Source organism: Bradyrhizobium sp. USDA 4473 (genome assembly GCF_054063335.1).
In genome coordinates this window covers 7,176,258-7,198,279 of record NZ_JBSSGE010000001.1, presented here as the reverse complement: position 1 = coordinate 7,198,279, position 22,022 = coordinate 7,176,258, and the positions used below count along the sequence as shown (strand labels likewise).

Annotated in this window: 17 protein-coding genes and 2 pseudogenes; 12 read left to right on the top strand and 7 right to left on the bottom strand. The window is 65.0% G+C overall.

The features are described from left to right. The first annotated feature begins 149 nt into the window (after nucleotides 1-149). From ACVW17_RS33830 to ACVW17_RS33820, 3 genes are read left to right on the top strand one after another with little or no spacing between them, the layout of a single operon-like run. On the top strand, nucleotides 150-944 hold the full coding sequence (locus ACVW17_RS33830; RefSeq protein ID WP_456798382.1) for an enoyl-CoA hydratase/isomerase: 795 nt from the start codon (nucleotides 150-152) through the stop codon (nucleotides 942-944). Further along, on the top strand, nucleotides 941-1,927 hold the full coding sequence (locus ACVW17_RS33825) for a phosphotransferase family protein (protein ID WP_456798381.1): 987 nt from the start codon (nucleotides 941-943) through the stop codon (nucleotides 1,925-1,927). Before ACVW17_RS33830 ends, ACVW17_RS33825 begins: the two co-directional genes overlap by 4 nt. Before the next feature lie 2 nt (nucleotides 1,928-1,929). Then, nucleotides 1,930-2,307, top strand: a complete 378-nt coding sequence (locus ACVW17_RS33820) for a DUF6285 domain-containing protein (RefSeq protein ID WP_456798380.1) — start codon at nucleotides 1,930-1,932, stop codon at nucleotides 2,305-2,307. Between the two features lie 129 nt (nucleotides 2,308-2,436). Here the strand turns inward: ACVW17_RS33820 and ACVW17_RS33815 are convergent, their stop codons facing one another. Beyond that, nucleotides 2,437-3,216: an enoyl-CoA hydratase-related protein gene (locus ACVW17_RS33815; RefSeq protein WP_456798379.1), complete on the bottom strand. Its 780-nt coding sequence runs from the start codon at nucleotides 3,214-3,216 to the stop codon at nucleotides 2,437-2,439. Nucleotides 3,217-3,436: 220 nt separating this feature from the next. Here ACVW17_RS33815 and ACVW17_RS33810 point away from each other — a divergent pair. Then, a pseudogene (locus ACVW17_RS33810) lies at nucleotides 3,437-4,712 on the top strand (acyl-CoA dehydrogenase family protein). Nucleotides 4,713-4,899: 187 nt separating this feature from the next. Here the strand turns inward: ACVW17_RS33810 and ACVW17_RS33805 are convergent. Together ACVW17_RS33805 and ACVW17_RS33800 are read right to left on the bottom strand one after the other, a co-directional pair. Then, entirely contained in the window at nucleotides 4,900-6,480 is a 1,581-nt protein-coding gene (locus tag ACVW17_RS33805) for a fatty acid--CoA ligase (RefSeq protein WP_456798378.1), read from the bottom strand. A 286-nt stretch (nucleotides 6,481-6,766) separates the two neighbouring features. Next, nucleotides 6,767-7,642 carry an SDR family oxidoreductase gene (locus ACVW17_RS33800; RefSeq protein WP_456755909.1) on the bottom strand — a complete coding sequence of 292 codons (876 nt, stop codon included), beginning with the start codon at nucleotides 7,640-7,642 and terminating at the stop codon, nucleotides 6,767-6,769. A gap of 101 nt (nucleotides 7,643-7,743) precedes the next feature. Here ACVW17_RS33800 and ACVW17_RS33795 point away from each other — a divergent pair, with 101 nt between their 5' ends. The 3 genes and pseudogenes from ACVW17_RS33795 (at nucleotide 7,744) to ppc (ending at nucleotide 13,182) form a co-directional block, all read left to right on the top strand. Further along, nucleotides 7,744-8,556, top strand: a complete 813-nt coding sequence (locus ACVW17_RS33795; protein WP_456798377.1) for a crotonase/enoyl-CoA hydratase family protein — start codon at nucleotides 7,744-7,746, stop codon at nucleotides 8,554-8,556. 128 nt (nucleotides 8,557-8,684) lie between these two features. Further along, on the top strand, nucleotides 8,685-10,229 hold the full coding sequence (locus tag ACVW17_RS33790) for an acyl-CoA synthetase (protein WP_456798376.1): 1,545 nt from the start codon (nucleotides 8,685-8,687) through the stop codon (nucleotides 10,227-10,229). Between the two features lie 138 nt (nucleotides 10,230-10,367). Beyond that, nucleotides 10,368-13,182 (top strand): annotated as a pseudogene (gene ppc / locus ACVW17_RS33785) (phosphoenolpyruvate carboxylase). A 117-nt stretch (nucleotides 13,183-13,299) separates the two neighbouring features. Here the strand turns inward: ppc and ACVW17_RS33780 are convergent. The 4 genes from ACVW17_RS33780 to ACVW17_RS33765 form a co-directional block, all read right to left on the bottom strand. After that, complete coding sequence (locus ACVW17_RS33780) at nucleotides 13,300-14,346, bottom strand: SMP-30/gluconolactonase/LRE family protein (RefSeq protein WP_456799003.1); 1,047 nt, start codon at nucleotides 14,344-14,346, stop codon at nucleotides 13,300-13,302. A 238-nt stretch (nucleotides 14,347-14,584) separates the two neighbouring features. Further along, a complete protein-coding gene (locus ACVW17_RS33775) occupies nucleotides 14,585-15,499 on the bottom strand; it encodes an SDR family oxidoreductase (protein WP_456798375.1) in 915 nt (304 codons plus the stop codon). Nucleotides 15,500-15,629: 130 nt separating this feature from the next. Next, nucleotides 15,630-16,769 (bottom strand): thiolase C-terminal domain-containing protein, encoded by a 1,140-nt coding sequence (locus tag ACVW17_RS33770; RefSeq protein WP_456798374.1) that lies wholly within the window; start codon nucleotides 16,767-16,769, stop codon nucleotides 15,630-15,632. Between the two features lie 4 nt (nucleotides 16,770-16,773). Continuing rightward, entirely contained in the window at nucleotides 16,774-17,187 is a 414-nt protein-coding gene (locus ACVW17_RS33765; protein WP_456798373.1) for a Zn-ribbon domain-containing OB-fold protein, read from the bottom strand. Nucleotides 17,188-17,419: 232 nt separating this feature from the next. Between ACVW17_RS33765 and ACVW17_RS33760 the strand changes: the two genes are divergently transcribed. Genes ACVW17_RS33760 through ACVW17_RS33740 form a run of 5 tightly spaced genes read left to right on the top strand, consistent with a single transcriptional unit; the run spans nucleotide 17,420 to nucleotide 21,980 of the window. Then, entirely contained in the window at nucleotides 17,420-18,667 is a 1,248-nt protein-coding gene (locus ACVW17_RS33760) for an amino acid ABC transporter substrate-binding protein (RefSeq protein ID WP_456755904.1), read from the top strand. Nucleotides 18,668-18,713: 46 nt separating this feature from the next. Next, nucleotides 18,714-19,637, top strand: a complete 924-nt coding sequence (locus ACVW17_RS33755) for a branched-chain amino acid ABC transporter permease (RefSeq protein WP_456798372.1) — start codon at nucleotides 18,714-18,716, stop codon at nucleotides 19,635-19,637. Beyond that, nucleotides 19,630-20,550 carry a branched-chain amino acid ABC transporter permease gene (locus tag ACVW17_RS33750; protein ID WP_456798371.1) on the top strand — a complete coding sequence of 307 codons (921 nt, stop codon included), beginning with the start codon at nucleotides 19,630-19,632 and terminating at the stop codon, nucleotides 20,548-20,550. The genes ACVW17_RS33755 and ACVW17_RS33750 overlap by 8 nt, the downstream gene beginning before the upstream one ends. Continuing rightward, nucleotides 20,540-21,271 (top strand): ABC transporter ATP-binding protein, encoded by a 732-nt coding sequence (locus ACVW17_RS33745; RefSeq protein WP_456798370.1) that lies wholly within the window; start codon nucleotides 20,540-20,542, stop codon nucleotides 21,269-21,271. Before ACVW17_RS33750 ends, ACVW17_RS33745 begins: the two co-directional genes overlap by 11 nt. Beyond that, entirely contained in the window at nucleotides 21,261-21,980 is a 720-nt protein-coding gene (locus tag ACVW17_RS33740; protein ID WP_456755901.1) for an ABC transporter ATP-binding protein, read from the top strand. The genes ACVW17_RS33745 and ACVW17_RS33740 overlap by 11 nt, the downstream gene beginning before the upstream one ends. The last annotated feature ends 42 nt before the right edge of the window (nucleotides 21,981-22,022 follow it).

The window sequence follows — 22,022 nt, the reverse complement described above, 5'->3', positions numbered from 1 at the left end:
GGCTTGGTGCGCGCTAATCACGCGTTCACGGATGGGCTTGCCGCCGACCATGGACAAGCCCGGCACAAAAATCAAATATGGGTCCAAATATAGGTCGACCCATCGACCTACCGCGGTACCCGCCGCCGCAACAACGTAAAGAGGAAACCATGCAGTTCAAGCACGTCACGCTCGACTTCGACGGATCGGTGGCGATCCTCAAACTCGACCATCAGGAAGTCATGAACGCGGTCTCGCTCGACATGCTCGGCGGTCTTGCCGAGGCGCTCGATGCGATCGACGACAAGCGTGACGAGGTGCGCTGCCTGGTGATCACGGGCGCCGGCCGCGCCTTCTGCACCGGCGCCAATCTGCAGGGCCGCAACCAGCAGCAGAAGCCCGGCAGGAGCAATGCCGGCGCGGCGCTGGAGACCGCGTTCCATCCGTTCCTGCGCCGGTTGCGTAAGCTGCACTGTCCGATCGTGACCGCGGTGAACGGTCCGGCCGCCGGCGCCGGGATGAGCTTCGCATTGATGGGCGACCTCATTTTGTGCGCGCGCTCGTCCTATTTCCTGCAGGCGTTCCGCCGCATCGGCCTGGTGCCGGATTGCGGCTCGACCTGGCTCTTGCCGCGGCTGATCGGCAAGGCGCGTTCGGTCGAGCTGTCGCTGCTCGGCGAGCGGCTTCCGGCTGAGAAGGCGCTGGAATGGGGCCTCGTCAACCGCGTCTATGACGACGGCGCGCTGATGGACGAGACGATGAAGCTGGCGCACGATCTCGCCAACGGCCCGACGGTGGCGCTGTCGCTGATCCGCAAGCTCTATTGGGACAGCCCGGAAAACACCCTCGAGGATCAGCTCAATCTGGAATTCGAGTCGCAGCGGATCGCGGGCAGTGCCGAGGATTTCAAGGAAGGCGTCACCGCATTTCTCGAGAAGCGGCCGGCGAAGTTCAAGGGCAAATGATCGAGACCGAGCTCGCCCGCTGCGTCGCCGCGTTTCATCCGGGCGCGACCGGCGTCACCGGTGCCGCAAAGCTCTCCGGCGGCGCCAGCCAGGAGACGTGGACGTTCGACATCGTGCACCCGGACGGCACGATCGGCGCGATCCTGCGCCGCGCGCCGCCGGGCTACGGTGCCGCGCCCGGCCGCGCCGCCGGGCTCGAGGCCGAGGCGACGCTGATGCAGCTTGCGCATGACGCGGGCCTGCCGTCGCCGAAGGTGATGCACGTGCTGACGCCGGAAGACGGCCTCGGCCGCGGCTTCATCATGGCGCGGGTCGAAGGCGAGACCATCGCGCGGAAAATTTTGCGCGACGAGGAATATGCGGCCGCGCGGCCGATGCTGGCCCGCCAGCTCGGCCGCGTCATCGCGGGCATTCATAGCCTGCCGCAGGCCAAACTGCCGAAGCTGCGCAGCCTGACCGCGACCAGGGAGATCGAGGATCTCTCCCGCGAGTACCACAGCTTCAACTGGCCGCGGCCGGTGTTCGAGCTGGCGCTGCGCTGGCTGCGCGATCACGATCCCGGTCCGTCGTCCGAAGTGACGCTGGTGCATGGCGATTTCCGCCACGGCAATCTGATCATCGGTCCCGACGGCGTGCGCGCGGTGCTCGACTGGGAGCTCGCGCATTTCGGTGATCCGATGGAGGATCTCGGCTGGATCTGCGTCAATTCCTGGCGGTTCGGCGAGATCGACAAGCCGGTCGGCGGCTTCGGCACGCGCGAGGACCTGTTTGCTGGCTATCAGGAAGCCGGCCGCAAGGCCGACCCCGATCGGGTGAAGTTCTGGGAAGTGATGGGCACGTTGCGCTGGGGCGTGATGTGCTGCGGCATGATGCAGCGCTTCCGCATGGGCCCTGACCATTCGATGGAACGCGCGATGATCGGGCGCCGTGCGTCGGAGACCGAGATCGATTTGTTGCGGTTACTTGCTCCGCGGGGAAAATAACCATGCAGGACGAACCGACACCCACCGAACTGATCAAGGCCGTCGCCGATTTCCTGCGCAATGAGATCGCGCCCGCGATCAGGGGCCACAACGGCTTCAAGCTGCGCGTCGGCATCAACGCGCTCGACCTGGTGACGCGGCAGCTCGCGCTTGCCGAGGCCGGCGATGCGACCGAAGCCGCGCGGCTGAAGGCGCTGCTCGGCGCCGACGGCACGCTGATGGAGCTGAACCGCGCATTGTCGGAGAAGATCGCAAGCGGCGAGGTCGATCTGACGACACCGGGGCTATCGGAGCATCTCTGGCAGACTACGATGGACAAGCTCGCCGTCGACCAGCCGAACTATGCGTCCTACAAGCGGGAGTTAGGGAATAAGGCGTAGCGAATACCAAAACTCGTCATTCCGGGATGCGCCGCAAGGCGCAGGCCCGGAATCCATGCTCACAATGGTGATTATGGATTCCGGGCTCGATGCTGCGCATCGCCCCGGAATGACGGGAGGAGGAATGCCTTACCGCCCCAGCCATTTCGGCGGACGCTTCTCCGAAAACGCCTTCGGGCCCTCGATGTAATCCTCCGACGCGGCCATCGCCTTCACCGCGGGATATTCGCGCTGCTCGGTCATGGCTTGCTCGAGCGAGACTTCGAGGCCCTTCTGGATCGCCTGCTTGGAGGCGCGGATCGACATCGGCGAGTTCTTGGTGATGGTCTCGGCCCAGCGCTCGGCGGCCGCCAGCGCCTCGCCCTGCGGCACCACCTCGTTGACGAAGCCGAGCTCGAGACCTTCCTTGGCGCTGACGTGGCGCGCGGTCAGGATCATGCCCATGGCGCGCTTCAGGCCGATCTGGCGCGGCAGCCGTTGCAGGCCGCCGGCGAGCGCGGCGAGGCCGACGCGCGGCTCGGGCAGGGCGAAGGTCGCATTCTCGGCGGCGATGATCAGGTCGCAGGCCAGCGCGACCTCGAACCCGCCGCCCATCGCGACGCCGTTGACCGCCGCGATGATCGGCTTGTCGCAGTCGAAGCGGGTGGTCAGCCCGGCGAAGCCGCCCTTGTCCCAGCCGCGCTTGCCGCCGGCGGCCTGCCATTTCAGGTCGTTGCCGGCGCAGAAGGCCTTGTCGCCGGCGCCGGTGACGATCGCGACCCACTGCTCCGGATCGGCGGAGAAGTCGTCGAACACCTTGTTGAGCTCGAAATGCGCGTCGATATGCAGCGCGTTGTAAACCTCGGGCCGCGACAGCGTCACGATGGTGATGGGACCCTTGCGCGTCACCTTGGAGAATTTCAGATCCATGTTTGCTCCCGTCGATTTTCTGCGGCGAAGAATATTGCCGATATCCTAGCGCCTGCGCGCCGGTCCGTGCCATCCAATTACGCAACGCGACCGCGCGCGCAAGCCTCACCGACCTGCTTGACTTGGCGGCGTGCTTCTCACCTTAATCGATCCGAACGCGGATGCGCGATAGCGTCTCAACGCAAAATCAGAATCAACAAGATCTTCGGGGGAGACCGCCTTGGATTTCAATCTGCCGGCTGACCTGACAGCCTATCTCGCCGAGCTCGATCAATTCATCGAACGCGAGATCAAGCCGCTGGAAGCCGCTGACGACAACATCCGCTTCTTCGATCACCGCCGCGAATGGGCGCGCACCGATTTCGACAAGGGCGGCCTGCCGCGCCACGAATGGGAGCTGTTGCTGCGCAAGGCCAAGAACCTGGCCGATGCCGCCGGTCATCTCCGCTTCGCGATCCCGAAACGCTACGGCGGCAAGGACGGCTCCAACCTCTGGATGGCTGTCATCCGCGAGCATTTTGCCTCGAAAGGGGCTCGGCCTGCACAACGATTTGCAGAACGAGCATTCGATCGTCGGAAATCTGCCGATCGTGACCATGCTGGACCGCTATGGAACCGACGAGCAGAAGGCGATGATCGACGGCTCGATCACCGGCAAGTACCGCATCACATTCGGTCTCACCGAGCCCGAGCACGGCTCGGACGCCACGCACATGGAAACCAGGGCGGCGCCGGCGACCCGTGACAACGTCAAGGGCTGGATCATCAATGGCGAGAAAATGTGGACGACAGGCATGCATGTCGCCACCCACTGCGCGCTGTTTGCCCGCACGTCAGGCAATGACGGCGATGCGCGGGGCATCTCCTGCTTCCTGGTGCCGGCGAACTCGCAGGGCGTGAAGGTCGAGGAGTATATGTGGACCTTCAACATGCCGACCGACCATCCGAGGGTCAGCTTCACCGACGTGTTCGTGCCCGAGGATGCGCAGTTCGGCGAGGTCGGCCGCGGCCTGTCGCTGGCGCAATGTTTTGTCCATGAGAACCGCATCCGTCAGGCCGCAAGCTCACTCGGCGCCGCCGTGTATTGCATCAACGAAAGTGTGAAGTATGCGCGCGAGCGAAAACCGTTCGGCAAGGCGCTGGCCGAGAACCAGGCGATCCAGTGGCCGCTGGTCGAGCTTGCGACCCAGGCCGAGATGCTGCGGCTGCTGATCCGCAAGACCGCCTGGGAGATGGACCAGCTGACCCAGGCGCAGGTCGAGCACACGCTGTCCGACCGGGTCTCGATGTGCAATTTCTGGGCAAACCGGCTGTGCTGCGAGGCCGCCGATCGCGCCATGCAGGTGCATGGCGGCATGGGCTATTCGCGCCACAAGCCGTTCGAGCACATCTACCGCCACCACCGCCGCTATCGCATCACCGAGGGCAGCGAGGAGATCCAGAAGCGCAAGGTGGCGGGCTTCCTGTTCGGCTACATGGGAGCGGGGAAGCGTTGAGGTAAGAGAATGAAGGAGAGATGAGAGCCATTGCCATTCTCTCCACCGTCGTCCCTGCGAAAGCAGGGACCCATAACCACAAAAGGTCGTTGTTGGAGCGAGATGCGGCCCCAGCGTATTGTCACCGCTAACAGCGGTGGTTATGGGTCCCGGCTCGCGCTTCGCTTGGCCGGGACGGCAGAGGGAGCTAATTCACCTGCCGATCTTTCCCCGCCCAGTACGGTTCACGCAGGCTCCGCCGCAGGATCTTGCCCGACGGGTTGCGCGGCAGCGCCGGGATGAAGTCGACCGATTTCGGCGTCTTGTAGCCGGCGATCCGCTCGCGGGTGAAGTTGATGATGTCGGTTGCGGTCGCGCTCTTGCCCGGCTTCATCACCACCACGGCCTTCACCGCCTCGCCCCATTTGTCGTCGGGGATGCCGATCACGGCGGCCTCCGCCACATCGGGATGGTCGCACAGCGCGCTCTCGACCTCGGCCGGATAGATGTTCTCGCCGCCGGAGATGATCATGTCCTTGATGCGGTCGTGGATGTAGAGATAGCCATCCTTGTCCATGTAGCCGGCATCGCCCGTGCGCAGCCAGCCGTCGCCATCGATGGTGCGCGCGGTCGCCTCGGGCAGATTCCAGTAGCCGGCCATGTTGGAGCCGGAGCGGGTGGCGATCTCGCCGACTTCGCCCGGCGGCAGCGGCTTGCCGTTCTCGTCGAGGATCGCAAGCTCGACACCGGGCAGCGCCTTGCCGGCCGAGCGCATCCGCTCGAGCCCCTCGATGTGGTCCTCCGGCGGCAGCGCCACGATGGTGCCGGTGGTTTCGGTCATGCCGTACATCTGCACGAAGCCGCATTTGAAGACCTCGATGCATTCCTTCAGCAACGCCGCCGGGATCGGCGAGGCGCCGTAGAGCATGTATTTCAGGCGGGAGAAGTCGACCTGCCGCGCGCGCGGCTGCCGCACCACGAACTGCATCGCCGCCGGCACCATGAACAGTTTGGTGATGCCGGATTGCTCGAAGAAGTCGAGCACCTTGGTCGGGTCGAACTCGCGCGCGATCACGCCGCGGGCGCCGTGATAGAGCCCCATCACGCCCCAGCCGGAACCGCCGATGTGGAAGATCGGCATCGCCACCAGCGAGACGTCGTCTGTGGTCCACCGGTTCCACTCCGGCTTCTCGGCCTCATTGCCGCTCTGCACAAGGTTGAGGAAGTTGGCGTGCGACAGCATCGCGCCCTTCGGCTTGCCCGTGGTGCCCGAGGTGTAGAGCTGGATCGCGATGTCCTTCGGCGCGATCGCAAGGCGCGGATCGTCGCCACTCTGCGCGTCGCGCCAGGCGACGAAGTCGAGCCATTCCGGCGCGCCGCCCTCGGTGGTGATGATGCTGCGGACGCTCGGCAGCTTTTCGCGGATGTTACGCGCCTGGGTGATGAATTCGGGGCCGACGAACAGCACCGGCGCCTTGCAGTCGTCGACGATGAAGGCGACCTCGGGGCCGGCGAGGCGCCAGTTCACCGGCGCCATCACCACGCCGGCCTTCATCGCGCCCATCAAGAGTTCGAAGTAGAAGTCGCTGTTCTTGCCGAGATAGGCGATCCGCTCGCCCTTCTTGAGGCCCATCGCGATCAGCGCGTTGGCGACGCGGTTGGTCTTGACGTCGAATTCGGCGAACGAGGTCTGCCGTCCCTCGAACTCATAGGCCAGCGCATCGCCGCGGCTTCTGGCGCGGTCGCGCACCATATCGGCAAGGTTGTTCAGCTTCGGCGCGTCGGACATGTTTCCCCCGTGACGTTTTGTTTTGGTTGCGCGGAGTGTGGCGGCATCGCGCGGGAAAAACAATATGGCGATGTTGGGCGCGATGTTTCAACATCGTCCCGGGCAAGCCAACGGGTCGGCGCGAAGCGCCGCCCGATGACAGGCTCCGCGCGACCCGGGACCCATAACCACAGGGTCGAGTTATCGAGCGCGCTGCGGCCCCAGCATGCTCGATGTTTTCCAGTCGCGGTTATGAGCCCCTGCTTCCGCAGGGACGACAGCAGTGACTCGGGCGCAAGCGCGAGCTTCAACCCCGCGCCGCGCGATCCTTCTCGTTCTGCGCCTTGATCGAGTCGCGCGCCTTGGTCCAGTCGTCGTCGCTCCAGTCGCGCAGCTGGTAGAAATTGCCGCCCATCGCCAGCGCCTGCGCGCCGTCCATGGCGATGGTCTCGCCGTTGATCCAGTCGCAGCCGCCGGAGATCAGGAACACCGCGAGGTTCTGCAACTCCTCCATGGTGCCGACGCGGCCCATCGGGTTCATCGCCTTGGTGCGCGCGCCGGCCTCGTCGCCGGGCTTGATGCGCTTGCTCATGCCTTCGGTCGGAATCTCGCCGGGCGCGATGGTGTTGAGACGGATGCCGTGCCGGCCCCACTCGATCGCAAGCGACATGGTCATGGCGTGGATCGCCGACTTGCTCATCGCCGATGGCACCACATAGGGCGAGCCGTTGCGCACCCAGGTCACGGTGATCGACACCACGTTGCCGCGATGCCCGCCGGCGATCCAGCGCCGGCCGACCGCGTGCGTTACGTAGAAGGTGCCGTGCATCACGATGTTGGCCACGGCATCAAACCCTCGCGCGGAGAGCTCCTCGGAGCGCGAGATGAAATTGCCGGCAGCGTTGTTGATCAGATCGGTGAGGGGACCGCTGGTGGTCCAGATCGCCTCGATCATCTCGTCGACCGCCATGGCGTTGCGGATATCGACGCCGTGGCTGACCACGCGCCCGCCATGCTCGGCCATCAGTTCGGTGGCGGTCTCGTCGCAGACGCTCTTGCGTCGGCCGCAGATATGCACCTCGGCCCCGAGCTGGAGGAAGCGGGTGGCCATGGCCTTGCCGAGGCCGGTGCCACCGCCGGTTACCAGGATGCGCCGCCCGGCAAGAAGCTGATCGGTGAACATCGTTTCCTCCACGGGGGTTGTCAGTTAATTGGTCGATTGACTAAAAGCGGACAACGGCCTTTCTGTAAAGCGCCAACTCAGGGAACAAAGCGGAGGGAATGATGGAAGATCGCGTTTCGATATCGATTTCGGACGGTATCGCCGATGTCCGGCTGGTGCGGGCGGACAAGATGAACGCGCTCGATGCCGCGATGTTCGAGGCATTGGTCGCCGCAACCGACCGGCTTTCCAAGGAAAAAGGCGTTCGGGTGGTGGTGCTGTCCGGTGAGGGTCGGGCCTTCTGCGCCGGGCTCGACATGGGGCGGTTCGCCGCCATGAAGGATGGCGGTAACGGAGTGCCCGGCGGCGCGAACCGCGATCTCACAATCCGGACCCACGGCAAGGCCAACGCCCCGCAGCAGGCGGTCTGGGGCTGGCGCCAGCTCCCGGTGCCGGTCATCGCGGCGGTCCACGGCGTCGCCTTCGGCGGCGGCTTCCAGCTCGCGCTCGGCGCCGACATGCGCTTCCTGTCGCCGGATGCGCGGATGTCGATCATGGAGATCAAATGGGGCCTCGTCCCCGACATGGCGGGCACGCCGATCCTCGCGAGTCTCGTGCGCGACGACATCCTCCGCGAGCTCACCTATACCGGCCGGATCTTCTCGGCGCAGGAGGCCCAGAGTTACGGTCTCGCCACTCGGGTCTGCGACGACCCGCGCGCAGCAGCGTTCGAAGTCGCGCGCGAGATCGCCGGCAAGAGCCCGGATGCGATCCGCGCCGCCAAGCGGATGCTGAACAATCTGTCGGTCGATCCGGCCGCGGCGCTGCTTGCGGAATCCGTCGAGCAGCAGAAGCTGCTCGGCAGCCCGAACCAGACCGAATCCGTCCGCGCCAATCTGGAGAAGCGCGCGCCGAAGTTTGCGGATGCTGGATAGAAGTCACGCCGTCATTCCGGGGCGATGCGTAGCATCGAACCCGGAATCTCGAGGTTCCGGGTCTGGTCCTGCGGACCATCCCGGAACGACGACTTAACTTCGAACCGACACAAGATCGGATAACGACAATGGAAACGTCCCAACCCTTCCGCGGCATCGTCAGCGGCGAGCGCCGGCGCGATCACGCCGCCGTCGCCGAGCGCACTGAGCGCATCGCCTCCGGCCTCAACAAGCTCGGCGTCAAGCCGGGCGACAGCGTCTGCATGCTGATGCGCAACGACATCGCCTTCATCGAGTCGGCCTATGCGGCGATGCGGCTCGGCGCCTATGGCGTGCCGATCAACTGGCACTTCAAGCCGGAGGAGATCAACTACGTGCTGACGGATTCCGGCACGCGCGTCCTGATCGGCCATGCCGACCTGCTGCATCCGCTGCGCGGCGCGATCCCGGATGATGTCATCGTGCTCAGCGTGCCGACGCCACCGGAGATCCTCGCCAACTACAAGATCAATCCCGATCATCTCGCGGCGCCGGACTTCGCGATCGATTTCGAATCCTGGCTGGCGCAATTTCCGCGCTACGACGGCCCCGTGGTGCCGCAGCCGCAGAACATGATCTACACCTCGGGCACCACGGGCCATCCGAAGGGCGTTCGCCGTTTCGCACCGACACCGGAGCAGACCGCCAACGCGGAAGCGATGCGCGCGATGATCTACGGCCTGAAGCCCGGCGCGCGCGCGATCCTGCCTGGACCGCTCTATCATTCCGCGCCGAATTCCTTCGGGCTGCGCTCGGGCAAGCTCGGCGGCGCGCTGGTGCTGATGCCGCGCTTCGACGCCGAGGAATTTCTGGCACTGATCGAGCGCGAGAGGATCGACACCATCTTCATGGTGCCGACGATGTTCATCCGCCTCATGAAGCTGCCGGAGGAGGTGCGCCGGAAGTACGACATGTCGTCGCTGCGCCACATCATCCATGCCGCCGCGCCCTGTCCGGCCGACGTCAAGCGCGCCATGATCGAGTGGTGGGGGCCGGTGATCTACGAATTCTACGGCTCGACCGAGTCAGGCGCGGTGACGTTCGCGACGTCGGAGGACGCGCTGAAGAAGCCCGGCACGGTCGGCAAGATATCGCCCGGCGCCGAGCTGCGCTTCATCGGCGACGACGGCCGCGAGGTGGCGCAGGGCCAGATCGGCGAGATCTATTCGCGGATCGCGGGCAATCCCGATTTCACCTATCACAACAAGCCCGAGAAGCGGACCGAGATCGACCGCGAGGGCTTCATCACCTCCGGCGATGTCGGCTATATCGATGCGGATGGCTACGTCTTCATCTGCGACCGCAAGCGCGACATGGTGATCTCGGGCGGCGTCAACATCTATCCGGCCGAGATCGAGGCCGTGCTGCATGCGGTGCCCGGCGTGCACGACTGCGCGGTGTTCGGCATTCCCGATGCCGAGTTCGGCGAGGCGCTGATGGCAGTGGTCGAGCCGCAGCCGGACGTCACGCTCGACATCGCAGGGGTCCGGGCGCAGCTGAAGACCGCTCTCGCCGACTACAAGGTGCCGAAGCACATCGAGATCCAGACCAACCTGCCGCGCGAGGATTCCGGAAAGATTTTCAAGCGCCGGCTGCGTGATCCCTATTGGGAGCGGGCGGGGCGGAGGATCTAGGGGCCACAAGCTCGCTGTCGTCCCGGCGAAGGCCGGGACGACGTTGGTGGACGTGTGCACCGCGCAAGTTCATCTTGCGCTGCGGCAAAAAAAGCGCACACTTGGGAGCGAGCCGGGCAACCTCTGGAGTAGCCAGCCATGTCTTCCCAGACTTTGCCTCCCCAGACTTTGCCTCCCCAGACGATGCCTTCCGAGACCGACCGGCGCGCGGCAGAAGTGCAGGCGCAGGAGGAGGATGCACGGCTGCGGAACGACATCCGCCTGCTGGGGCGCGTACTCGGCGACACCGTGCGCGACCAGGAAGGGGCCGAGGTGTTCGACCTGGTCGAGCGCATCCGCCAGACCTCGGTCCGGTTCCACCGCGACGAGGACAAGCTGGCGCGGCGCGAGCTGGAAGGCATCCTCGACGGCATGTCGATCGCCGAGACGCTGCGGATCGTCCGCGCGTTCAGCTATTTCTCCCACCTCGCCAACATCGCCGAGGACCAGAACAACATCCGCCAGATGCGCAGCCGCGGCCCGAGCGGGGCGCCGCGGCCGAGCACGCTGGAGCAGACGCTGGTGCATGCCCGCCAGGCCGGCATCAGCCCGGCCGATCTGCGCAGCTTCTTCAAGAGCGCGCTGGTCAGCCCGGTCCTGACCGCGCATCCGACCGAGGTCCGCCGCAAGAGCACGATGGACCGCGAGATGGAGATCGCCGACCTGCTCGACCGCCGCGAGCGGCTGCAGATGACGCCGGACGAGAGCGAGGCCAGCGACGAGCAGCTTCGTCGCGCCGTCGTGACGCTGTGGCAGACCAATCTGTTGCGCCGGACCAAGCTGACCGTGCTCGACGAGGTCGGCAACGGCCTGTCGTTCTACGACTACACCTTCCTGCGGGAGGTGCCGCGGCTGCATTGCGCGCTGGAGGACCGGCTGAACACCGAGGGCGGCGAGGCCGGCGACCTCGCCTCGTTCCTGACGATGGGAAGCTGGATCGGCGGCGACCGCGACGGCAATCCGTTCGTCACCGCGGGAGGTGATGCGCGGCACCTTGCGGCTGCAGTCAAGCCGGGTGCTCAGCTTCTATCTCGAGGAGCTGCACGCGCTCGGCGCCGAGCTGTCGCTGGCGGCGCACCTCGCCGACGTCTCGGACGAGCTGCGGATCCTCGCCGAGCGTTCGCCCGACACCTCGCCGCATCGCAGCGGCGAGCCGTATCGTCTGGCGGTATCCGGCATCTATGCGCGGCTTGCCGCCACCGCGATGCGGCTCGAGGTCGAGACCACGCGGCCGCCGGTCGGCAAGGCCGAGCCCTATGCGAGCGTGAAGGAATTCCAGGCCGATCTCGACGTGCTGAATCGCTCGCTGATCGCGAACAATTCCGGCGTGATCGCACGCGGCCGGCTGCGGCAGCTGCGGCGGGCGGTGGATTGCTTCGGCTTCCATCTGGCGCGGCTCGATATCCGCCAGAATTCGGCGGTGCACGAGCGGACCATCGCCGAGCTGCTCGACACCGCCAATCCCGGCATGTCTTATCTGGCGCTCGGCGAGGACGCGCGCGTCAGCCTGCTGCTCGGCGAGTTGCGCAGCGCGCGGCCGCTGGCCTCGCCCTTCGTCAAATATTCCGAGGAGACCCAGAGCGAGCTCGCCGTGTTCCGGGCCGCGGCCGAGGCGCATGCCAGATTCGGCCCCGAGGTGATCTCCCAATGCATCATCTCGATGTGCAAGGGCATGTCCGACATGCTTGAGGTCGCGGTGCTGCTGAAGGAGGTTGGTCTCGTCAATCCGTCCGGCCGCAGCGCGATCAACATCGTGCCGCTGTTCGAGACCATCGAGGATCTGCAGGCCTCAAGCCACATCATGGACCGCATGCTGGCGCTGCACGACTATCGCAAGCTGGTCGACAGTCTCGGCGGCGTGCAGGAAGTGATGCTCGGCTATTCCGACAGCAACAAGGATGGCGGCTTCGTCACCTCGGGCTGGGAGCTCTACAAGGCCGAGATCGGCCTCGTCGAGGTGTTCGAGCGGCACGGCGTGCGGCTTCGCCTGTTCCACGGCCGCGGCGGCTCGGTCGGCCGCGGCGGCGGCCCGAGCTACGATGCGATCATCGCGCAGCCCGGCGGCGCGGTGAACGGCCAGATCCGCATCACCGAGCAGGGCGAGATCATCTCGTCGAAATATTCCAATGCCGAGGTCGGCCGCAGCAATCTGGAGATCCTCGCCGCGGCAACGCTGGAGACCAGCCTGCTGCAGCCGCGGCAGAGCGCGCCGCGCCCCGAATATCTCAAGGCGATGGAGGAGATTTCCGCGCTCGCCTTCAAGGCCTATCGCGGGCTCGTCTACGAGACCGAAGGCTTCGCCGATTATTTCTGGGGCTCGACCGTCATCAACGAGATCGCGACCTTGAACATCGGCAGCCGTCCGGCGTCGCGCAAGAAGACCCGCGAGATCGAGGATTTGCGCGCGATTCCCTGGGTGTTCTCCTGGGCGCAATGCCGGCTGATGCTGCCGGGCTGGTACGGTTTTGGCGCGGCGGTCGAGACCTGGATCGCGGAGCATCCGGAGCAGGGCATGCCGTTCCTGCAGGAGCTGTACCGGGAATGGCCGTTCTTCCGCACGCTCTTGTCCAACATGGATATGGTGCTGGCAAAGAGCTCGATCGCGATCGCGTCGCGCTACGCCGAGCTGGTGCCCGACGTTGCGTTGCGCGAGAAAATCTTCGGCCAGATCCGCCGCGAGTGGCATCTTTCGATCGAGACGCTGCTCGACATCATGGGCCACGACCGGTTGCTGCAGGGCAACCCGCTGCTGGAGCGCGGCATCCGCAACCGCTTCCCCTACATGGACCCGCTCAATCATGTGCAGGTGGAACTGCTCAAGGAGCATCGCGCGCAGAACCCGGACGAGCAGGTGCTGCGCGGGATCCAGATCACGATCAACGGGATTTCGGCGGGGTTGAGGAATAGCGGCTAAGGCCGTGATGCCTGCGCCGTCATTGCGAGCGCAGCGAAGCAATCCATTGGGCCGCAAGCGGTGACATGGATTGCTTCGTCGCTTCGCTCCTCGCAATGACGACGGAAGGAAGATCGGTCAACAATTATGCGCGCCCCGCGTCTCCACATAGACCGCATACAGCGACTGGCTCGCGGTCATGAACAGGCGGTTGCGCTTCTTGCCGCCGAAGGTGAGGTTGGCGCAGGTCTCGGGCAGCAGGATCTGGCCGATGCGCGCACCGTCAGGCGCGAACACCTGCACGCCGTCATAGCCCGGTCCCACCCAGCCGGCGCCGACCCAGATATTGCCGTCGATGTCGACGCGCATGCCGTCGGGGAAGCCGGACTTGCCGTCCAACGTCATGTCGATCAGCGTGCGCGGGTTGGAGAGCTTGTCGCCGTTGAGATCGTACTGCCAGACGATGTTCTTGGCGTTCGGATAGTGCGTGATGCCGGTGTCGCAGACATAGACCTTCTTGTAGTCGTGGCTGAAGGCGATGCCGTTCGGCTTGAACGGTTCGTCGCAGACTTTGGCGATCTGCCCGGTCGAAGCGTCGATGCGGTAGACGGCCTCCTTCTGATAGGGCTGGTTCGAACCGGTATTGGCGCGCTGGCCTTCATAGATCGAAATCGCACCGTAGCCGGGGTCGGTGAACCAGATCGACTTGTCGTTGGGGTGCACGACCATGTCGTTCGGCCCGTTGAGCGGCTTGCCATTGGCCTGCTCCGCCAATGACGTCACGGTTCCGTCGTGCTCGTAGCGCACCAGCCGGGTGCGCTCGGCGGTGATCTGGCGGCCCTCGAAATCGAACGTCGAGCCGTTGGCCTCGTTCGACGGCTTGTGGAACTGCTCGGAGATGTGGCCGTCATCGTCGAGATAGCGCAGCTGCCGGTTGGCCGGGATGTCGCTCCACACCAGATACTGGCCCTGCGCGTTCCAGGCCGGGCCTTCGGCCCACAGACAGCCGGTGTAGAGGCGCTTGATCGCGGTGTTGCCGACCTTGGCCTTGAAGCGCTTGTCGTCGATCACGACGATATCAGGATCGGGATAGCGCTGCGGCTCCGCATTGGGGCCGAAGTCGCGCGCCGCAGCATCGGATGCGGCCATCGCAGTTGCAGCAAGCGCGGTTGCGCCGCGCAAGATCGTTCGACGGTTGAACGCCTTCGTTCCGTCGCCCTCGTGTTTCGCTGTGTTGCTCGGATGTGTGTTGCTTGGATTTGTCACGAAAGTCCTCCCAGGTTTCTTGTTATCGGGAGGACGATCATACCCCCGCAATTCTGGCACAATGCGGGCACGCGATGAAGGAACAACCGAAGAGTGTGTCGCCCCTACGTTCTCGTCGAGGCGACATTTCATAAAACCGTCAGATCGGATCCGAAGATCAGATCGGATCCCAGGTGAAGACGTCGGCCGAGCGGTCGAGCTTGGCGAACGATCCCTTCAGCGCCGGCATGCCGTGTTCGGCAATGGTCTCCGGCGTCCAGCCTTCGCCGCGATGCACCGAGCGCACCGGACGATGCTGGCCGAACAGGAAGATCTCGTTCATGCGCACGCCGAAGATCTGGCCGGTGACGTCCTTGGCGGCATCCGAGAGCAGATAGGCGCAGACCGGCGCGATCTTCTCCGGACCCATCTGCTTGATCTTCTCGACCCGGGCCTTCTCGGCATCGGTCTCGGTCGGGATCGTGCCGATCATGCGGGTCCAGGCGAACGGCGACACGCAGTTCGAGCGCACGTTGAAGCGGCCCATGTCGAGCGCGATCGATTTCGACAGGCCGACGATGCCGAGCTTGGCGGCGGCATAGTTGGCCTGGCCGTAATTGCCGATCAGGCCGGAAGTCGAGGTGAAGTGCACGAAGGAGCCCGACTCCTGCTCGCGATAGATCCGCGCCGCGGCGTGGCTGACGTAGAACGAGCCCATCAGATGCACCTTGATGACAGCCTCGAAGGCCTCCACGCTCATCTTGTGGAAGATCATGTCGCGCAGGATGCCGGCATTGTTGACGACGCCGTCGAGCCGGCCGAAATGATCGGTCGCGGTCTTCACGATCTTGCTCGCGGGAATGGCTTCCGCCACCGATTCGAAATTGGCGACCGCCGTGCCGCCGCGCTTCTTGATCTCCTCGACCACCTCCTCGGCGGGCGCGGCGCTCGAGCCTGCGCCATCCGCCGCGCCGCCGGGATCGTTGACCACGACCTTGGCGCCTTCCGCCGCGCACAGCAGCGCGATCTCGCGCCCGATGCCGCGGCCTGCGCCGGTGACGATGATGACTTTATCCTGCAGTGATTTTGCCATGTGGGTTCTCCTTGTATGTGTCCGTCATTCCGGGGCGATGCGTCAGCATCGAACTATGGTGCGCAATGCGCACCTGAGAATCTCGAGGTTCCGGGTTCGCGCTTCGCGCGCCCCGGAACGACGGAGGTTGTTACTTCTCGTTCGTAAAGATGATCGTGCCTGATGCGGCGAACATGCCGCCGACGCCGTGGCAGACCGAAATCTTGGCGTTCGGCACCTGTGCGGGTGCAATGCCGCGCATCTGCCGGACGCTCTCCTGCAGCGCATACATGCCGTACATGCCGGAGTGCATGTAGCTGAGGCCGCCGCCATTGGTGTTGAGCGGCAGCTTGCCGCCGGGGCGGGTATTGCCGTCGGCGATGAACTTGCCGGTTTCCTCGTAGGGCATGAAGCCGAGGTCGCCGAGGCCGTACAGCGGCAGATGCGCGAAGGCGTCGTAGATCATCAGATGATCGACGTCCTTGTGGGTGATGCCGGCCTCCTTGAACGCCAGCGGGCCCGCCACCTTGAAGGCGCGCGAACTGTCAAAAGTCTTCATCTGGCTGACCATCGGCGTTTCCACGCTCTCGCCGGTGCCGAGGATATAGACCGGCTTCTGTGGGAAATCCTTGGCGCGGTCGGCCGAGGTCAGGATCAGCGCGCCGCCGCCGTCGGTGACGAGGCAGCATTGCAGCAGCCGGAAAGGATAGGCGATCATCCGCGAGTTCAGCACGTCCGCGACCGTGATCGGCTCCTTCATGGTCGCACGCGGGTTCTTGGCCGCCCATTCGCGCTGCACGACCGCGACCATCGCGAGCTGCTCATGGGTGATGCCGTGCGTCTTCATGAAGCGCAGCACCGGAATCGGGAACATGCTCGGCGGCCCGTAGACGCCGAACGGCGATTCAAACTGGCCGTTGAGGCTGTCGGGCGCGGTGAAGCGCGGCTGCTTGCCGATCATCGACTTGCCGCTCTCGGCATGGGTGATCAGCACGGTCTTGCACAGCCCCGCCTCGATCGCGGCGGCAGCGTGGCGGACATGCAGCATGAAGGAGCAGCCGCCGACCGAGGTGCCGTCGACCCAGGTCGGCGTGATGCCGAGATAATGCGCCATCTGCTGTGGGGTCTCGACCGCGGTGGCGAAGCCGTCGATATCGGACAGCTTCAAGCCGGCATCCGCGATCGCGTTCAGCGCCGCATCCGCGTGCAACTGGATCTGCGACATGTTGGGGATGACCCCGAGCTCGGTGGTCTCGGCCGCACCGACGACGGCAACCTGGTTCCTGCGCATTGCGTTACCCCTTCGCCGGACGGAACAAGGGAAGGGTGATCTTGTCGTCGAGGGCCTCGAAGGCGACCTCGAGCGGCATGTCGAGCTCGAGCGCTTCCGGGGTCTGCGGACAATCGATGATGTTGCTCATCATGCGCGGGCCCTCGTCGAGTTCGACCACGGCGATCGCATAAGGCGGCGTGAAGCCGGGCGCGGCGGGGCGGTGGTTGATGACGTAGCTGTAGAGCTTGCCCTTGCCGCTGGCCTTGAACACCGAGACCCTGCGCGAGGCGCAGGAGGGGCAGAACGGCCGCGGCGGAAAGTAGACATTGGCGCAGGCGTCGCAACGCTGCAGGCGCAGCTCGCCGGCCTTGGTGCCGTCCCAGAAATGCTGGGTCTCAGGCGTCGGCTTTGGTTTCGCGCGCGCGGGCTCGGCCATGTCTATAGTCTCCTCCGGAAATCGTTACGGTCTTGATGCGCCATCGGACCGAGACCCGTCAACGGTCCATCCATGTCCCGCGCAGCGGCCTGTGTCCCGCGCATGCCGCATATTCCGCCCCTCGCACAATTGCTAAGGCCGGCGTGCTTGTGTCGCTCCGGTCCGGCGCGTAGAAGGGCCGCGTCCAAGATACGTCCAAGACACGTCAAAGATACCCGGGAGGAATAATATCATGCTGAGGATCATCGGCGCGGCACTCGCTGCCAGCCTCGCATTTGCCACGCAGGCGATGGCCGCCGACGCACCGTCGGAGATCAAGATCGGCACGCTCTACGCGTCCTCGGGGCGCTACGCCTCGATCTCGATGCCGGTGTACAGCTCGCTGAAATTGTGGGTCGAGCAGAAGAACGCCGAGGGCGGCGTGTTCGTGAAGGCGTTCGACAAGAAGATCCCGATCAAGCTCGTGTCCTATGACGACCAGAGCAATACGGCGACCGCGTCGACGCTTTATAACCAGCTGGTCACCCAGGATAAGGTCGACCTCCTGGTCGCCGATTCCGGATCGGTGCTGACGGCGCCCGCGGTTGCGATCGCGCGCGACCACAAGATGTTCCTGTTCGACCAGACCGGCACCGGTGCCAGCTTCTTCTCCAAGGACAATCCCTACATCGCGCTGATGGCCGACCCGGTGTCGACGGTCTGGCCCAAGCCGGTCGCCGACTTCATCAGCCATGACGGCCCCGGGCTCGGCATCAAGAAGATCGCGATCCTGTACGCGACCAACGAGTTCACCGGCACCCAGGCCAACGCGTTCCGCAAGTTCGTCAAGGAGTCCGGCGCGCCGATCGAGATCGTCTACGACCAGGGCGTTCCGACCGAGACCACCAATTACAACGTCATCATCAACAACATCAGCAACGCCAATCCCGACGCAGTGATCCATTTCGGCTATGCGCCGAACGACATCGCCTTCCTGCGCAACGTCCAGGACGTCGGCACCAAGTTCAAGATGCTGTTCGCGATCTATGCCGGCCTCGAGACCGAACTGCTGGAGAAGAATGTCGGCGCCAAGGGCTTGGAGCACATCTGGACCTATGTGCCGCCGTCCGAATTGGATTATCCCGTCAATTTCGGGATGAACATGAAGGATTTCCGCGCCGCCTGGACCAAGAAGTACAACGACGGCAAGATGGAGTTCGGCTTCAACGCGGTGGCCGGCTACACCACGGCGCTGGTGATCGAGAAGACGCTGTCGGTTGCGACCAGCCTCGACCAGATGGAGCTGCGCCGCGCGGTGTTCTCGCTCAGCGGCCAGCTCAAGACGCTCGACGGCACCTTCGCGCTGGACGAGACCGGCGGCCAGATCGGCGAACTGACGCCGCTTGGTCAGCTCACGGTCGACGAGCACGATCACATCAAGTTCGTCTCGATCTATCCCCACGAGACCGCCACCGGCAAGCCGATCTATCCGGCCCCGTGATGCGATTGACAGCGGCAGGCGTACACCTTCGGCGGCGAGCGATAGCATGACCTATGCGCTCGTTGCCGGCGTGCTGTTCGGGCTGTATTTCAGCCTGGTCGGCATCGGTCTCAATCTCGTGTTCGGCGTCATGCGCATCGTCAACCTTGCGCATGGCGACATCCTGATGCTCGGCGCCTTCATCGCGCTGGGCGTGGTCGGCATCGCCGGCATCGACCCGCTGTTCGCGGTGCCGCTGGCCTTCGTGATCTTCGTGCTCGCGGGTGTGCTGCTTTACTGGGTGCTGGTGCCGCGGCTGCAGGGCTCGGCCAATCCGGAAATGCTGTCGATCATCCTGTTCTTCGGCCTGTCGCAGGTGATCGAAGCCGTCACCACGATCTTCGCCGGCACCAGCGAGCGCTCGATCCAGAGCCGGCTGCTCGGCACCGTGTTCACGACCATCAAGGTGAAGTGGTTTGGCGGCAAGGCCGCTGGCGCTGGGCCGATCCAGATCTTCGGCCAGGGCTTTCCGGCGCCCTGGGTGATCGCGGCGATCACCAGCCTGATCGCGATCGGGCTGGTCTACCTCTATCTCTACCATACCCGGCTCGGCACCCTGACCCGCGCGGTGATGTCGCGCCGCGACGAGGCCTTGGCGACCGGCATCGACGTCGATCGCGTCTCTGCGGCGGCGTTCGGCATCGGGCTCGGGCTCGCGGCCATCGCCGGCGTGTTCGCTCCTTTCATGTTCGGCTCGGTGACGCCGGCGTTCGGCGCCGATGCCACCGTGACCTCGTTCGCCATCGTCGTGCTCGGCTCGCTCGGCAATCCCCTGGGCACCGCGCTCGGCGGCGTCGTCTATGGTCTCTGCTACATGCTGGTGCAGACCTATCTCAGTTCCTGGGCCGACTTGCTGCCCTATGTGTTGTTGATCGTGATCCTGTTGCTGCGCCCGAGCGGTCTGCTCGGAAGGCGGGTGCGCGTTGCATAACGCCTCGAAACACCTGCTGTTCATCCTGGCGCCGCTGGTGGTGGTGTTCGCACTGCTGCCCGGCGTCTATCAAAACCATCTTTTGCTGTTCAACTTCGTGATCTTCCTGATCCTCGCGCAGGGCGTGAACATCATCTATGGCTTCACCGGCTATCTGCCGTTCGGCTATGTAGGCTTCTTCGGTGCCGGCGCCTATGGCTTTGCCATCATGGTGATGCACCTGCAGACGCCGGCGCCGCTCGCGGTGCTGGTCGGCGGCGCCGTCGCGGTCGCGCTGGGCCTGCTGCTGACGCCGCTATTGCGGCTGTCGGGCGCGTATTTCGCGATCGCCAACCTCGCGGCCTCGCTCGCGGTGCTGCACTTCGTCGCCAACCCGGCGCTGGAGGGCATCACCAAGGGTCCCTACGGCGTCTCGCTCACCGGCACCTTCAATCCGACCCACGCCTATTACGCCGCCGTGGTGGTGATGGCGCTGACCGTCGCAGCGGTGGTCTATCTGAAGAACTCGCCGTTCGGGCTTGCGCTGCAAGCCGTGCGCGAGGATGCGGTGTCGGCCTCGATGGCCGGCGTCAACATCATCAAGATGCGGGTGATCGCCTGGCTCGCCTCGGCGCTGGTCGCCGGCCTCGCCGGCGGCATCTACGCCTGGTACGTCTCGGTGTTCTATCCCGACAACGTGTTCTCCGGCGAGTTCTCGATCTTCGCCATCGTGTTCGCGCTGTTCGGCGGCGTTGCCACCATCACCGGACCGATCGTCGGCGTGCTGATCCTCTACGGCATCTACAATCTGATCGGCTTCACCACGCCGCAATATTTCCAGCTGATCTATGGCCTGTTGATCATGGGACTGGTGCTGTTCCTGCCCGCAGGCCTGGTGTCGCTGGCAACCCGCAGGGGGTGGCATGTCCCCTGAGAGAACCCCGATCCTCAATGTCTCGAAGCTGGTGAAACGCTTCGGCGGATTCCACGCGCTCGACGGCCTGAGCTTTCATGTCGTGCCCGGCGAGATCCTCGGACTCGTCGGCCCGAACGGCTCCGGCAAGACCACCGCGATCAACGTGATCTCCGGGCTCTATGCGCCCGATGGCGGCGAGGTGGTGTTCGACGGCGCATCCTCCGGCGGCGTCGCCTCGCACAAGCTCGTCCATCGCGGCATCAACCGCACCTTCCAGGTGCCGAAGCCGTTCCTGTCGCTGACCGTGCGCGAGAACATCCAGGTGGCGCTGGCCTATGGCGGCGCCGCCGGCACGCCGCCATCGATCGCCGAGCTGCTCGACGAATATCGGCTGAAGGAGGTCGCCGACCGCCCCGCAGCCGACCTCAACAGCGCGCAGCAGAAGATGCTCGATCTGACCCGCGCGCTTGCGACGCGGCCGCGGCTGCTGCTGCTCGACGAGCTTGCCGCCGGGCTCAACCCGGCGGAGCTCGACTGGATCGCCGGCCGCATCAAGGCGCTGGCCGCGACCGGCATGGCGATCATCGTGGTCGAGCATCTGATGGGCTTCATCGAGCAGATCACCGACCGCGTCATCGTGCTCAATGCGGGCAAGGAGATCTTCGAGGGCACGCTCGCGACCGCGGTGCGCGAGCCGCAGGTGATCGAGGTGTTTTTGGGAGGCGAGCATGCCCACTGACGCAGCGCCGCTTCTCGACGCCAGCGGTGTCGACGCCGGCTACGGTACCATGCAGGTGTTGTGGGGCGTCGATCTCGACGTCCGCCCCGGCGAAACCGTGCTGCTGCTCGGCGCCAATGGCGCGGGCAAGACCACCTTCCTGAAGTCGCTGGTCGGCCTGATCGAGGCCCGCAGCGGCCACATCAAGCTCGGCGGCGAGGACATCACCAGGATGCGGTCGTCGGACCGCATGAAGCGCGGCATGACCTACATGTCGGAGCTCGCGGTGTTTCCCGACCTGTCGATCGAGGAGAACATCCGGGTCGGCGCGCAGGCACTGGGCCATGCCGATCCGGGCGCGCGGGTCGACGAACTCTACGGCCTGTTTCCGGTGCTGCGCGACAAGCGCCGCGACCCGGCCTCCAGCCTGTCCGGCGGCCAGCGCAAGATGCTCGGCATCGCCAAGGCGCTGTCGGCCGAGCCGAAGCTCTTGGTCATGGACGAGCCCTCGGCCGGGCTGTCGCCGCTGTTCGTCAAGGAGGTGCTGCGCGCCCTGTCGAGCCTGCAGGGCCGCGGCCTGGCGCTCCTGATCGCCGAGCAGAATATCGGCTTCCTCGAGATTGCCACCCGCGTCTTCGTGCTGGAAGGCGGCCGTATCCGCTTCTCCGGCACGGTTGCCGAAATGAGCGGCAACGAAGAGCTGCACCGGGCCTATTTCGGGCTGAAGTGATAGTGATGCGAGGCGGGGCCGGTGCACTGGAAATCGGCCCCG

What these genes read in the sequence shown, in the direction of transcription:
- ACVW17_RS33755 (WP_456798372.1), top strand. Translation starts at nt 18,714, where the DNA reads ATGACCTATGCGCTCGTTGCCGGCGTGCTGTTCGGGCTGTATTTCAGC.
- ACVW17_RS33795 (WP_456798377.1), top strand. Translation starts at nt 7,744, where the DNA reads ATGGAAGATCGCGTTTCGATATCGATTTCGGACGGTATCGCCGATGTC.
- ACVW17_RS33760 (WP_456755904.1), top strand. Translation starts at nt 17,420, where the DNA reads ATGCTGAGGATCATCGGCGCGGCACTCGCTGCCAGCCTCGCATTTGCC.
- ACVW17_RS33740 (WP_456755901.1), top strand. Translation starts at nt 21,261, where the DNA reads ATGCCCACTGACGCAGCGCCGCTTCTCGACGCCAGCGGTGTCGACGCC.
- ACVW17_RS33805 (WP_456798378.1), bottom strand. Translation starts at nt 6,480, where the DNA reads ATGTCCGACGCGCCGAAGCTGAACAACCTTGCCGATATGGTGCGCGAC.
- ACVW17_RS33830 (WP_456798382.1), top strand. Translation starts at nt 150, where the DNA reads ATGCAGTTCAAGCACGTCACGCTCGACTTCGACGGATCGGTGGCGATC.
- ACVW17_RS33745 (WP_456798370.1), top strand. Translation starts at nt 20,540, where the DNA reads ATGTCCCCTGAGAGAACCCCGATCCTCAATGTCTCGAAGCTGGTGAAA.
- ACVW17_RS33775 (WP_456798375.1), bottom strand. Translation starts at nt 15,499, where the DNA reads ATGGCAAAATCACTGCAGGATAAAGTCATCATCGTCACCGGCGCAGGC.
- ACVW17_RS33800 (WP_456755909.1), bottom strand. Translation starts at nt 7,642, where the DNA reads ATGTTCACCGATCAGCTTCTTGCCGGGCGGCGCATCCTGGTAACCGGC.
- ACVW17_RS33770 (WP_456798374.1), bottom strand. Translation starts at nt 16,769, where the DNA reads ATGCGCAGGAACCAGGTTGCCGTCGTCGGTGCGGCCGAGACCACCGAG.
- ACVW17_RS33815 (WP_456798379.1), bottom strand. Translation starts at nt 3,216, where the DNA reads ATGGATCTGAAATTCTCCAAGGTGACGCGCAAGGGTCCCATCACCATC.
- ACVW17_RS33825 (WP_456798381.1), top strand. Translation starts at nt 941, where the DNA reads ATGATCGAGACCGAGCTCGCCCGCTGCGTCGCCGCGTTTCATCCGGGC.
- ACVW17_RS33820 (WP_456798380.1), top strand. Translation starts at nt 1,930, where the DNA reads ATGCAGGACGAACCGACACCCACCGAACTGATCAAGGCCGTCGCCGAT.
- ACVW17_RS33765 (WP_456798373.1), bottom strand. Translation starts at nt 17,187, where the DNA reads ATGGCCGAGCCCGCGCGCGCGAAACCAAAGCCGACGCCTGAGACCCAG.
- ACVW17_RS33790 (WP_456798376.1), top strand. Translation starts at nt 8,685, where the DNA reads ATGGAAACGTCCCAACCCTTCCGCGGCATCGTCAGCGGCGAGCGCCGG.